Raw genomic sequence first — 12596 nt, forward strand, 5'->3', positions numbered from 1 at the left:
GGCTTGTCTCCATTTGTTGTGCGAGCGTGGTCCGCTCCTTGCGTTTGGGTTGTTGTCTCTTTGCCCGACGGCCAGCAGGCAGCCCGGCGTGGCGGCGCCACTCAGTAAGGGCTTGGCATGGCTTGCAGCGGGCCGGATGCCGGAGCCTGGCCCGGCCTGCGCGGCGGGGCGTCTGGTTCGCCCGGCTCGCCCAGTACGTCGGTGAGCATGTGATGCAGCCGCTCGGCCAGCACCGTGGCCATCAGTGGCGTGCCGAGCTGTTCGGCGCAGGAGGTCGTGCTGGCGCGCAGGCGCGCGGCGTCGGCGGGATCGCCGCCGAGCGCGTCGCACAGTAGCGGCCATTCGGGTGGCGCGATCAGCGTGCCCGAAGTCAGCAGCACGCCCGTACGCCGGCGCACCTGCGCCAGGCCGACGATCTTGCGCTGCCCAACCACAACCTCCCAGGGCGAGAGGCCGCCAAAGCACGCCCACTTCAGCGCATCCGCCGGCGGAGCCAGCCGCACTTCCTCGGGCGGTACCGCATAGGCGGCAATGCCGAGATCGCGCAGCAGGCCGGCATGCAGCACGCCCAGCCAGCGGTAGCTCGATACCGTACCGGAGTCCACCAGCGCGTGGCCGGCCGGCAACACGATGGAGGCCGACAGCATCCACGGCCCGGTCAGCACTGCACCACCGCCCGAGTCGCGCTGCGCGACCGGCGTGGCGCTGCCGGCCAGGCGCTCGCGCATGCCGGCCTGGGCGCAGCCCAGCACGATACCCGGTGCGGCGTAGGTCCACAGTCGGACGGCAGGGCGCAGCACCGGATGCGCCAGCCGGGCCCGGTTCCAGGCTTGCTCTTCGGCGCAGCCCACGCTGCTGGCGAGGAAGGCGGGGGCGAGCATCACAAGCCTTCCACGGTTTCCAGCCGCGTCTTGAGGTCGGTCAGGAAGCGTGCCGCCGGGTAGCCGTCCACCGCGCGGTGATCGAATACCAGGTGTAGCCCCATCATCGGTGCCACCGCGATCCAGTCGTCCTTGACTACCGGCCGCTTGACCACTCGCGTTACGCCCAGGATGGCGGCCTGTGGCACGTTGAGGATGGGCGTGAAGCTGTCGATGCCTGTCATGCCGAGGTTGGTCACGGTGAAGGTGCCGCGTTGGTAGGCGCCGGCCGGGAGCGCGCCGGTGCGGGAGCTTTCGGCAAGGGTGCGGCTTTCCGCCGCGATCTCGGCCACTGATTTGGTGTCCACGTCGCGCAACACGGGTACCATCAGCCCCTCTTCGAGGCTCACCGCTAGGCCGAGGTTGATGTTCGGCATCAGCTCGATTTCCTTCTCCAGCACCCGCGCATTCAGGCGCGGATGCTGGCGCAGGGTCAGCGCCACGGCGCGCAGCACGAAGGCCGTCAGCGTGACCTTGCATTGGGGGCCAAGGCTTTGCTGCAGGGTGTGGCGCGCCAGCTCCAGCAGGGTCACGTCGACCTCGAGCGAGTGTGCCACCCGCGGCACCTGCCAGCCGGCGCTCATGTTGCGGGCAATGGCGGCGCGCATGCCGGTCAGCGGCACGGTGCGGCGCTCATCCGCTGCGACCGTTGCCGGACCGCTCAGCACGGAAGCTAGGCTGTGGCTCATGATTTCGGCTCCAGCCGGGCGAGCACGGCGCCGCGCCCGAATGTATCCTGCGCCTCGATATTGAGGGTGGCGACGATGCCGTCGACCGGCGCGGTGATCTCATGGGTGGTCTTGACCAGCTCGGCCACGCCCAGCGGCTGGCCCGCGCTGACAGCATCGCCGGGTTTCACCAGCCACTCCTGCAACAGGGCTTCCGTGCCGTCCTCCACGTCTTGCCAGACGGCGTCGGCCATCGTTACGTCGGTCATGCTGCTTCTCGCTTGAGTTGAAAGGAAAGAGGGCGGTCTAGCACCAGGTCGCGCACCTGGGCAGCGATGGTGTCGACCTGCGGAATCACGAATTGCTCCAGCGGGCGCGAGAAGGGAATCGGCACGTCGGGCACGGCCAGGCGCCGCACCGGCGCCCGCAGGGCCACGGTATCGAGGTTTTCGGCCACGACGGCGGCGATCTCGCCGGAAAGGCCAAAGCTCAGGTAATCCTCGTCGGCCACCAGCAGCCGGCCGGTCTTGGCCACCGAGCGCAGCACCGCGTCACGGTCCAGCGGAACGATGGTGCGCAGGTCGATCACTTCGACTTCGATGCCTTGCGCCGCGAGCTGCTCGGCCGCCAGCAAGGACTTCTGCACCATCTGCGAGAGCGTGACGATGGTCACGTCGCGCCCGGAGCGCGCCACCCGCGCCTGGCCGAAGGGAATGGTGTAGGCCTCCTCGGGAACCGCGTTGGTGCTACCTTCGAAGTAGGACATCCACGACAGGCCCATGATGCCCTTGTGGTAGCAGAACACCACCGGGTTGTCGTCGCGGATGGCTTGCGTCATCAGGCCCTTGGCATCGTAGGCATTGGACGGCACCACCACCTTCAGGCCCGGCATGTGGGCAAAACTGGCATACAGGCACTGCGAATGCTGGGCGGCATCGTTATAGCCGCCGCCGATACCGGTCATCACCACCGCCGGCAGGCCCACCCGCCCGCCGGACATATACGTGTTCTTGGCCAGGTGGTTGTAGATCTGATCGAAGCAGACTCCAAAGAAATCCACGAACATCAGTTCCGCAATGGGGCGCAGACCCTCGGCCGCGGCGCCAATGGCTGCGCCCATAAAGGCCGTTTCGGAAATCGGGGTTTCCATGATGCGCTCGGAACCGAAGCGATCCAGCAAGCCGGTGGTGGCACTGAAGATGCCGCCGTACTTACCGATGTCTTCGCCCATAACGAAGACGCGCGAGTCGCGCTCCATTTCCTGGCCGATGGCCTCGGCGATGGCCTGGGCCATGGTGAGCGTGCGCGTGCCCTGGGCCGCGCTTTGTGCGGTATGCATACTGGTCTCCTGTTTATGCTGGTGCGGGTCTTACTGGACGAAGACGTGTTGCAGGGCTTCGCTCGGTGCCGGGTAGGGGCTGTTCCGGCCAAAGGCGTAGGCGGCCTCGATGCGGGACGTGATTGCCGCGCGCAGCGCGGCTTCGGCCGCGTCATCGAGCAGGCCGCTGGCGCGCAGCGTGGCCTCCAGGGCGGGGATCGGATCGGCGTTGCGCAAGGTCTTGGCCTCGTCGCGCGGGCGATAGGTTTCCGGGTCGCCCTGGAAATGGCCGAGATAGCGGTCGGTCTTGACCTCGATCAGGGTGGGGCCTTCGCCGCGCCGCGCCTTGGCCACCGCCTCTCCTGCGGCGCGATACACCGCGACGGCGTCGTTGCGATCAACCAGCACGCCGGGCATGCCGTAGCCGGCGGCGCGCACGTCATTGGAGGATACCGAGGTGGAGGCGGATTTCTCCACCGAGATGCCGTACTTGTTGTCCTCGCAGACGAACACCACCGGCAGCTTCCACAGCGCGGCGAGATTGAGCGACTCATGGAAGGAGCCCTGGTTGGCAGCGCCTTCGCCGAAGAACGACACGGCAACCCAGTCCTTGCCCAGCTTGCGCGCCGCCAACGCGGCGCCGCAGGCCTGCGGTGAACTCGCACCGACGATGCCGCTGCAGGAGAACTTGGTCTGCAGGTGGAACAGGTGCATATGACCGCCCTTGCCGCGCCCGAGCCCCGTGGCCTTGCCGAACATCTCGGCGGTCATGGCATCGAGCGGTACGCCCTTGGCAATGGCGAAATGGTGCGAGCGATGCGCGCCAACCACGGTGTCCTCGGGTCGCAAATGCGCGCACACACCCACCGCCACCGGTTCCTGCCCGGCCGAGAGGTGCATCTCGCCGGGCACCGGCCCGGCGCCGATGTCGAAGGCCAGGCCTTTCTGGATCTTCGGCGGCAGTTTGCCTTCCAGGTAGACCTTAGCCATGGTCTCTTCGTATTGCCGGATCTCGATCATCTTCTCGTACATCCACAGAAGATGGCTTGGGGTGGGTTCCATTCGGGGTCTCCTCTTGCTTTCATTTCAGCGGCCGGCCGCAGGGCCGGGCAAGCTTCTACTGCAAGAGCGGTGCCAGCTCCATCCGTGCGTGGCACGCAATGCGCCTAGCGGCTGGCCAGGCCTTGCTGGAGGCCGGACGGCGGACGGCGACAGCCGGTGTTCCGCCCGGCGCGTCCGATGCTGCTGTCTCGCGAGCCCGCGAGACAGATGTCGCACTGGGCGGAACATCTGTCGCCACAGCAAGACGTCGCTGCGCCCCAGCGAATTGGTGCAACGGCTTGATGTCGCCGCGAAGCATGCAGGGGCGGCGGAAGCACTTGAAGCGAATTTTCAGTGGATAGTGCAGGCACCCGGGGGCTTTCGCGATTTTCGGATTCGTGGCAGGCTCAGCGGTGCTGAACTTGGCAGGGGTCCGGTCGACTGGGCGCTCGCCGCGACATCTCCAGTGAACGGTACGCCAGCCAGCCGTGCTGGACCGGCAGAAGGGAAGGCATTCGAAGCTGCCGTCGCTACCGCACTGGAGTTGCGGTGTGCCGCAATGACGCGGGGCGTGTTTTGTCAGGGCGCCCAATGAGCGCGTAGGCACTTGATCAATGGGAGTCACGCATGCTGGGGAGATCGATATGACGCAATCCTATGCCCTGCAACACGCCAAACGCGTTTCGTCCGTGGTCGACAATGCGTCCTTCCAGGAGGCCGCAGCGCAGTCACGGCTGTTTCGCTCGTGGAGCCGCTCACTGAACACCTTCCAGCTGGACCCGGGAAATACGTCCGGCCCGCGAGTGATCAGCGCCAACGAGCTCAAAGACAGACGCACCAGCGCTGAAACGCTGCTGCGTTTTTCGCGCCCTGTCGTGGAGCGGCTGCACGCCGTTGTCGGCGATGCGGGATACTGCGTCCTGGTGGCGGATGCCGATGGTGTCCTGATCGATTTTCGGGGCGAGGAAATACGTCGCAAGGAATATCGCCAGCACGGGCTGTATCACGGCCGCTATTTCACGGAAGACTCGGAGGGAACGAGCGGGGTAGGCTGCGTACTTGCCGACAAGGAGCCAATCACAGTCCATACCGTTGATCACTTCAGGGCAGCATTCACATGCCTGACCTGCACTGCCGCCCCCATTCTCTCGTCATCCGGGGAGCTGATTGGCGTGCTGGACGTTTCGGCGGTAAGAAGCATAGAAAATCGTGACTCGCAGGTACTGATCTACAATTCCGTATGCCAGGCGGCGGAAATGATCGAGAACGCCTACATGCTGCACGATACCAGCCAGCTGTGGACGTTGTACCTGCACCGCAACCCGGACTATCTGAGCCTGCATCCGGAATGGCTGATCGCATTCGACGATACCGGAGCCATCGTATCGATGAACCGGAAGATGGCCGGGCTGCTGGCGACGTTGTACCCGTCTGTTCCAGAACACGTCCAGCACCTGTTCGATCTGAATGCGGGGCAGGTCATCGATTTGACGAACGGCCAGGACTTGTTTCCATTGCACGTTACGCGCGGAGGAGACCGCTTCTTCGCGAGGCTGCGCCCGCCCCGCAATGCCACTTACACGGCGCCGCCCGCGCTGGAGCGCCCGGCCTGCGGCTACGCCGGGACACAGCCGCGCTGCGCGGCAAGCGATCGCCTGGTCGCTGGCGATCCGCAAGTGGCTTCGCACCTCGCCCGTGCGCTCAAGATAGTCGACCGGCGCATCCCCTTGCTCCTGCAAGGCGAGACCGGAACGGGAAAAGAAGCCTTCGCACTGGCTATTCATCGTGGCTCGCTTCGCGCCGCACAGCCATTTGTCGCCGTCAACTGCGCGGCTATTCCGGATACCCTGATCGAAAGCGAGCTATTCGGCTACGCCGAGGGTGCATTTACCGGCGCGAAGCGCAAGGGCCTAAAGGGGAAGATTGCCCAGGCAAACGGTGGGACACTGTTCCTCGATGAAATCGGCGATATGCCGTTGCAGTTGCAAACGAGGCTGCTTCGCGTGCTGGCTGAGGATGAACTGGTGCCACTGGGCTCCGAGCAGTCGGTGCAGGTGGATGTCAACCTAATCTGTGCAACGCACCGGGACCTCGCCGGCATGGTCGGCGCCCGTACGTTCCGGGAAGACCTCTATTACCGCCTGAGCGGCGCCGTGCTCCGGCTTCCGCCCCTGCGCGAGCGCACCGACATCGACGAACTGATCGATTTCTTCCTGGAGGAAGAGGCTGAAGCGCATGGCATCCGCCTGGTGCTAGGCGACGAGGCACTGGCATGCATCCGGCGCTATCGATGGCCCGGAAACGTGCGGCAACTACGCACGGCGTTGCGGTATGCGTGCGCATTGTCCCACGCTCAAAGCAGCATCCGCGTCGAGGACCTTCCTGACTATCTGCATTGCTCGGCCGAGGCAGTTGCGCGGGCGCTGCCGCAGGTGTCTCCTTTGACCGTGACACCTGCATTCGACGACGCCGCACTCGCACCCGGCGAACGGCTCGAGCGGCAGCACATCGTCCACATGCTCCTTTCCCACCACTGGCGGGTCAAGGAGACAGCCAAGGCGCTGGGTATGAGTCGCGCCACCATCTACAGGAAGATGTCCAGGTACAAGATTGTCTACCCGGGATCGGCATGAGACATGCTGTCTCATGCCATCGAGGCTGGGTGTCTCAGTCCACCGGTGAAGTCATTCGTCCGGCCGTCCTACCAACCACCCCCGTGCTGCAACAATAAACTCACTTTTCTTCCGCGTCCGTGTTACCGCTGCTGGTACTGCGCCAATTCTGCGCTGCAGCGTAGTTAGCGCATCCGTCGCCGTCTCTCACCCGCCGTCATGGCGGGCATTGTTCATGCGTATACCTCCCGTACGAAGGCGGTGCGGTGAGTGACCACCTGGCACGCGCATCTCCTTCGTCGATCCCCCCAAAACAACGAAGGAGACTCAACTGTGAGCAACGTAGCGTGGGTACACCAGCCAAAGATGAAGGCCGCCGTATGGCGTGGCCGCCAGGATATACGTGTGGAAGAGGTCAGCGTTCCGGACAAGCCGGCCGAAGGGTGGGTAAAGATCCGTGTGCATTGGTGCGGCATCTGCGGCTCGGATCTGCATGAGTATGTCGCAGGCCCGGTGTTTATCCCGGTCGACACTCCGCACCCTCTCACCGGCCTAAAGGGGCAGTGTATTCTTGGCCATGAATTCAGTGGCGAGATTGCGGAACTGGGGACTGGCGTGACAGGTTTCTCGGTAGGGGAGCGTGTCACCGCCGACGCCTGCCAGCATTGCGGTAAATGCTATTACTGCACGCATGGCCTCTACAACATCTGCGAGAACCTGGCCTTCACCGGCCTGATGAACAATGGCGCATTCGCCGAATACGTCAATGTCCCCGCGGAACTGCTGTACAAGCTCCCCGAGAATTTCCCGACAGAGGCAGGCGCGCTGATCGAACCACTAGCGGTCGGGCTTCACGCCGTCAAGAAGGCCGGCAACATTGTCGGGAAAACCGTGGTCGTGGTCGGCGCGGGTACTATCGGTCTTTGCACCATCATGTGCGCGAGAGCCGCCGGCGCAGGGCGCATCATCGCACTCGAAATGTCATCGGCGCGCAAGAACAAGGCGCTGGAAGTCGGCGCTAGCGTCGTCATCGATCCCAAAGAGTGCGACGCGATCGCGGAGGTCAAGGCGCTGACCGGTGGCTATGGCGCAGACGTGTCGTTCGAGTGCATCGGTAACAAAGCCACCGCGAAGCTCGCAATTGACGTGATCCGCAAAGCCGGAAAGTCAGTGATGGTGGGCATCTTCGAAGAGGCGAGCGCTTTCAACTTTTTCGAGATCGTCTCGACCGAGAAGGAAATCATCGGTTCGCTCGCTTATAACGGAGAATTTGCCGACGTGATCCGGTTCATCGCCGACGGGCGAATCGATGTCCAGCCCCTTATCACAGGCCGGATCTCTCTCGACGACATTGTGTCGTGCGGGTTCGAGGAGCTGGTCAACAACAAGGATGGTAACGTCAAGATTATCGTCCAGCCTGTCACCGGCTGACGGATTGACGCAAGACCGCTCCAATGCGCCGCGTCGATCGACGCGGCTGCCTTCCTTTGTTCCGGTATGCACGCGCACGGCGCCATCGCGCGTCCGGCATTCGCGCCCGGATCGATATAGCACTGGATATGCCAGCCATGGAACCCATCAGCTCCAACATCGATGTGCAAGAGAAGCGCGGGCTCACGTCAGCGGGATTCGCGCTCAAGCCATTTGCGTTTTCCGCCGCCGTGTTTCTGGTCGTGCATGGCATCAGCCTGGGAGTGTGGCGATTGTTCGTCGACCCCAGCCTGGCCGTCTGGAAATCCGCGCCGCAGCCCTTTGGCATGTATTTATTCTGGGGAATCCTCGTTCTCGTCTTTATCGGCTTCAACTTCGGCATGGCCGGGTTTTCGGCTTTGAAACAACCCATCCGGGGCTGCTTCGCCGCGGCGCTGACGCTTGCGCTCGGCCTTGTCATCCCCGCCGTGCTTGTCCACTGCTACGGGCAACTGGATCCAGCATTTAGCGCAGCCGGCGGCGCCGGCTATGGCGCTGTCGGGCTGATTGTGTTGATCGGCTTCTACGGCTTCGGCATATTGGCGACAGGCATGGCGGGATGGCCTTGGTCCGATAGCGGGCTGAGCCCGGCAGTCAGCGGTCTTGCGCAACTGGCGAGCGGTTGCTGCATCACCGGGCTCGGCTATTTCCTGCTGATCTATCCGAACGTGTCGACCGCGGCCGCACCGCATTCGATCCTGCTTCCGTTACCCGTGGCCATCGGCTGGTTTTATTCCGTCATCGTCGCTTGGTTGACGACCTTTCTCATCTTCGACAATTGGCCGTGGGCCTTGCTGCGACGAAAGAGCTACGTGGCGATTGCCTCGCTAGCCGGCAATTTTCTCCTGGGGACGGCGATTTATGTGGTACATCTTGCGTTGCTCAAATGGATTCTCATTCCTGCCGACGCCATCGGGAAAATCGGCGCGATGCTGCCAAGCTGGCCTGCGCAGCTCGGCGTATGGATTGCCTTCTGGTTGATTTTCTGGGCAAACGTCGCGGGAAATTGCCCGAGCCGATTCGGTGCGGGGACAAACCGAATGATACGCGCTGCATTGTGCTGGAGCCTGGGCGTGATCTCTTTTCAAGTCCATACGCGATGGTTTGCCAGCGCGGTACTTCATGAGGCGGAAATCGTGCCGGGCTTTGGCGGCGATCCGCTCACCTGGGTCGATCTTCTGAACTTTGTCATGCTGATTTACGTTGTTTATTTCGAATTCTACGGTTTGTCCAAAAAGACTCCGATGTAATTCGCACCGCGGCATCAATGGGGCGACTTGTCGCCGGCCGAACATGAGAGCCGTCGCTATTCTTGATGTACCCGTCGGCTGTTGCTTGAGGTTTTGAACTTCACCAACGGCTAGCCGGCCGCCATGGACAGCACAAAGGCGCGATTCGCGCGGGGTGCCGCGAAGCTGCGATCCCGGCTTTAGCGTGCGAAGCCCACCAGCATGATCGGCAAGCTGACGGCCAGGGACAGGCTGCCGGCAAGCTTGATGTCGACGCCGAACAGCAGCACCAGGGTCGGGATTAACAACTCGCCGCCGGCCACCCCCAGCAGGGAGGCGACCGCATAAGCAGCCCCGCCGCGGCACCGGCGAGAAATAGCCTGATGCCGTCCAGGGGCGGGCGGCGCGGTCCATACCCGTGGCCAGCCAGCAGCACGATGGCGATCACGACCAGCAGGACGGCAATTACCCGCTGGAGCGTCGCGCCCTGCCAGCGTGTCGCCCAGCCGGCCGCCGACCATGCGCCGACCAAGCTGCCAGCCAGCAGGTTGGCCACAATCGACCAGTGCGCGGCGACCTCACTCAGCGGCACGGCGGCGCTGCGGAAAATGAATGCGGCAGTGACCACCACCAGGCTCATGGCCTTGTTCAGAACCACAGCCTGCAGCGCTGCAAAGCCGAACATCACCAGCAGCAGAGGGAGCCGGAATTCTGCACCGCCAAGGCCCATCAGGCCGCCGAGTAGACCGACAAGCGCCCCAGCAAGGAAGGCAGAGGCGAGCCGGCGATGGCCTTGGACGTGGATGCTAGTCATGAATTCAGTGCTGCCGTCGCGGCATGACGTGGATGAGGTCGAGGTTCAGCTTGACGCCGAGCGTGGCGCCAGCGGTGAATTCGGCACGCTGCGGCCCGGACAACCTCAGCATCAGTTGCGCACCCGGCACGGCGGTAAGGAAGAGCGTCGCCAAGATGATCTCGCCGAGATGGCGGGCCTTCGTTACCTCAGCGCCAAACTCGCCCGCACCTTGCCGCATGCGGCTATCCTCCCGAAGCGCCGAAATGCACGCGAAGGGCCAGGTAGACAGCGGATATCGCCAGGGTCACGAGTGTGACCGGTACACCCACTGTCGCATGGCGACGCCAATCGATTCGGATGTTGCGCCGGGCCGCGGCATCCACGACGATGATGTTCGCGATGCTACCGACAATGAACAGGTTGCCGGACAGCGAACTGACCAAGGCAAGGAGCGGTCCAGCCATCTCGTGATGCGCCAGCGGCAGTAGCAGCATCACGGCCGGCACATTCGATACGAGGTTCGACAGAACAAAGGTGGCCCCGAATAGCGGCGCAAGCTGGTCGAGGTGAAGACCGGCAGCGGCGAGGTCGGCGATGACGGCGGCGGTGACACCGGATTGCTGTAGCGCATGATTGACGACGAAGAGCGCCATGAATAGGATCAGGAGTTCCCAGTCGACGAGGCCAAGCGTCCGAGTGGAGTGCATTTTGCGGCTCATCAACAACACGCCCGCGCCGATGAGCGCCACGTGCTCGCGCGGCGAGGGCCCGACAAGGAACGCTACAAGTAGCACTGCCGCAACTGTGAGGCCCTTGGTAGTCTGCCAGCGGTCCAGCGGCACCTCGTCGGTACGCCGTGCCGCCTCATCGAACGTGCCCGCAACGCTTGCGGGAGCCGACCAGCGCCCCTTTACCTGCCAGGTAATCAATGCCCATGTTGCCAACAGACCAAAGGTGACTGGCACCATCGCCTCGCCAACATAGGCGAAAAACGGCATGTGCAACGTCTGGCCGATCAGCATGTTCTGTGGGTTCCCGATCAATGTGGCGGCGGAGCCAATATTGGAGGCACAGGCAAGCGCCAGCAGATAGGGCATTGGCTCGAGGCGCCGCCGTTGGCAGGCATCGATCAACACTGGGGCGACGGCCAGGCAGACGATATCGTTGCTGAAGATGGCCGACAGCGCCGCGACGCCAAAGATAAGCGCCCCGAGCAGGCCGGGCGGGCTGAATGACAATGAGACGAACCGGTGCGTGACCCAGTCGTAGAAGCCACCCAGCCGCATCTGAGCTGACACCACCATGAAGGAGAACAGCAGGATCACCGTCGGCAGATGGATGGAGCCCGCTGCCTCTTCCAGACTCACAGCATCGACGCTGATCAAGGCAATCGCACCAAGCAGTGCCACTCCCGTCCGGTCCAGTTGCAGGAATGGGAGTCCACCGAGAATCATTCCCAGGTAAACGATGAGAAAGATGGTGACGATGGTGGCAGTCATTTGGTTGCGCGGGTCAGCCCCGTTGGATGGAATTGGAGCGCCAGGGTGGCCACGCGCGGATCGATGTGGAGACATCGTCGATGCGCATCTGAGGGCGCGGGACGGCGGCGCGTACGCGCTGCGCCACGCCGACCGTGAACCGCAGACACTGCGGGCCGGACAGGGGCCGCCGCAGGTGTATACCGCTCACGCCGGTAAAAGTCAAGGGCACGAGGGTGATCTTGCCCGGATGGCGAGCCTCGTTGACCTCGCCGCCGAACTTGCCCGCATTTTCCGGTTGGCTGTCCAGCACTGTGATGCTGGCTGGCCCGTCGAGATCTTGTCCCCGTCGCGAACTCTGAGCACCGGCGCGCGGCTTGGAGGAGACCGCGCCAAAACGGGGGCGAACGACCGGACCACCGCCGAGAGGCCAATGAGGCACCTACAATGCGCGCATGGCTTCCGATCCTGGGGCGGCGACCTCCATCCTTCAACTTCGAATTGCTCTGCGCGGCCTGAGCCCGCCGGTTTGGCGACGCGTCCTCGTTCCCGAGCATTTGACGCTCCCACAATTGCACAATGTCATCCAGGTAGTCATGGGCTGGGCGGACGAACATCTGCACCAGTTCAGCATTCGTGGCAGGCATTACGGCGAAGCTCATGAGGATGTCTTGCAGTTCTCCACAGTGGCAAACGAACTGCCGCTGACCGCGTTTCGTCTCCGCGAACACGAAGGCTTCGTCTATGTGTATGACTTCAACGCGTGGTGGCGCCACGAGATACGGGTGGAGCGGCGTATGCTGCGGCAACATCCTGGCCGGCTGCCACATTGCGTGGCGGGTAGCGGGCCTTGCCCGCCAGAGGACGTTGGCGGGATCGAGAGGTATCTGGAGGCCAGGGACGAACGCAGTGAGTACGAGTTCCTCGAATGGCTCGAGTCGCTGCGCGAGGGTCCAATCGTGCTGGAAGACTTACGCGATGAGGTCGACCGATGGCTGACTTGGCTGGATCGTCGCTTTGACCGTCAGATCGTCAATGATCGGTTGCGACACCTCGAGGGGTAG

The 12596-nt window shown here is 63.4% G+C and carries 13 protein-coding genes; 4 read left to right on the forward strand and 9 right to left on the reverse strand.

The genetic code is table 11. The features are described from left to right. Positions 1-101: 101 nt before the first annotated feature. From ACZY0R_RS41605 to ACZY0R_RS41625, 5 genes are read right to left on the reverse strand one after another with little or no spacing between them, the layout of a single operon-like run. Positions 102-881, reverse strand: a complete 780-nt coding sequence (locus ACZY0R_RS41605) for a lipoate--protein ligase family protein (RefSeq protein ID WP_488867805.1) — start codon at positions 879-881, stop codon at positions 102-104. Next, positions 881-1609 carry a dihydrolipoamide acetyltransferase family protein gene (locus ACZY0R_RS41610; protein ID WP_488867474.1) on the reverse strand — a complete coding sequence of 243 codons (729 nt, stop codon included), beginning with the start codon at positions 1607-1609 and terminating at the stop codon, positions 881-883. Before ACZY0R_RS41610 ends, ACZY0R_RS41605 begins: the two co-directional genes overlap by 1 nt. Continuing rightward, entirely contained in the window at positions 1606-1857 is a 252-nt protein-coding gene (locus ACZY0R_RS41615) for a lipoyl domain-containing protein (RefSeq protein WP_488867476.1), read from the reverse strand. The genes ACZY0R_RS41610 and ACZY0R_RS41615 overlap by 4 nt, the downstream gene beginning before the upstream one ends. Further along, entirely contained in the window at positions 1854-2927 is a 1074-nt protein-coding gene (locus ACZY0R_RS41620; protein ID WP_488867478.1) for an alpha-ketoacid dehydrogenase subunit beta, read from the reverse strand. Before ACZY0R_RS41620 ends, ACZY0R_RS41615 begins: the two co-directional genes overlap by 4 nt. A 30-nt stretch (positions 2928-2957) precedes the next feature. Continuing rightward, on the reverse strand, positions 2958-3968 hold the full coding sequence (locus tag ACZY0R_RS41625; protein ID WP_488867480.1) for a thiamine pyrophosphate-dependent dehydrogenase E1 component subunit alpha: 1011 nt from the start codon (positions 3966-3968) through the stop codon (positions 2958-2960). A 623-nt stretch (positions 3969-4591) separates the two neighbouring features. Between ACZY0R_RS41625 and ACZY0R_RS41630 the strand changes: the two genes are divergently transcribed. The 3 genes from ACZY0R_RS41630 to ACZY0R_RS41640 all read left to right on the forward strand — a co-directional run bounded on the left by ACZY0R_RS41630 (position 4592) and on the right by ACZY0R_RS41640 (position 9279). Then, entirely contained in the window at positions 4592-6580 is a 1989-nt protein-coding gene (locus tag ACZY0R_RS41630; protein ID WP_488867482.1) for a sigma-54-dependent Fis family transcriptional regulator, read from the forward strand. 345 nt (positions 6581-6925) lie between these two features. Next, a complete protein-coding gene (locus tag ACZY0R_RS41635; RefSeq protein WP_488867807.1) occupies positions 6926-7990 on the forward strand; it encodes a 2,3-butanediol dehydrogenase in 1065 nt (354 codons plus the stop codon). A 137-nt stretch (positions 7991-8127) separates the two neighbouring features. After that, positions 8128-9279, forward strand: a complete 1152-nt coding sequence (locus tag ACZY0R_RS41640; protein ID WP_488867484.1) for a hypothetical protein — start codon at positions 8128-8130, stop codon at positions 9277-9279. Between the two features lie 280 nt (positions 9280-9559). Here ACZY0R_RS41640 and ACZY0R_RS41645 read toward each other — a convergent pair whose 3' ends face one another. The 4 genes from ACZY0R_RS41645 to ACZY0R_RS41660 are packed head-to-tail and all read right to left on the reverse strand — an operon-like array spanning position 9560 to position 11845. Next, positions 9560-10072, reverse strand: coding sequence for a TSUP family transporter (locus ACZY0R_RS41645; RefSeq protein ID WP_488867486.1), 513 nt, complete (start codon positions 10070-10072; stop codon positions 9560-9562). A 4-nt stretch (positions 10073-10076) separates the two neighbouring features. Beyond that, positions 10077-10292, reverse strand: coding sequence for a hypothetical protein (locus tag ACZY0R_RS41650; RefSeq protein ID WP_488867488.1), 216 nt, complete (start codon positions 10290-10292; stop codon positions 10077-10079). Positions 10293-10296: 4 nt separating this feature from the next. Then, positions 10297-11553 (reverse strand): anion transporter, encoded by a 1257-nt coding sequence (locus ACZY0R_RS41655; protein ID WP_488867490.1) that lies wholly within the window; start codon positions 11551-11553, stop codon positions 10297-10299. Positions 11554-11566: 13 nt separating this feature from the next. Further along, a complete protein-coding gene (locus ACZY0R_RS41660; RefSeq protein WP_488867492.1) occupies positions 11567-11845 on the reverse strand; it encodes a hypothetical protein in 279 nt (92 codons plus the stop codon). Between the two features lie 142 nt (positions 11846-11987). Here ACZY0R_RS41660 and ACZY0R_RS41665 point away from each other — a divergent pair, with 142 nt between their 5' ends. After that, positions 11988-12596, forward strand: a complete 609-nt coding sequence (locus ACZY0R_RS41665) for a plasmid pRiA4b ORF-3 family protein (protein ID WP_488867494.1) — start codon at positions 11988-11990, stop codon at positions 12594-12596.

The organism is Cupriavidus sp. F041, assembly GCF_057814235.1.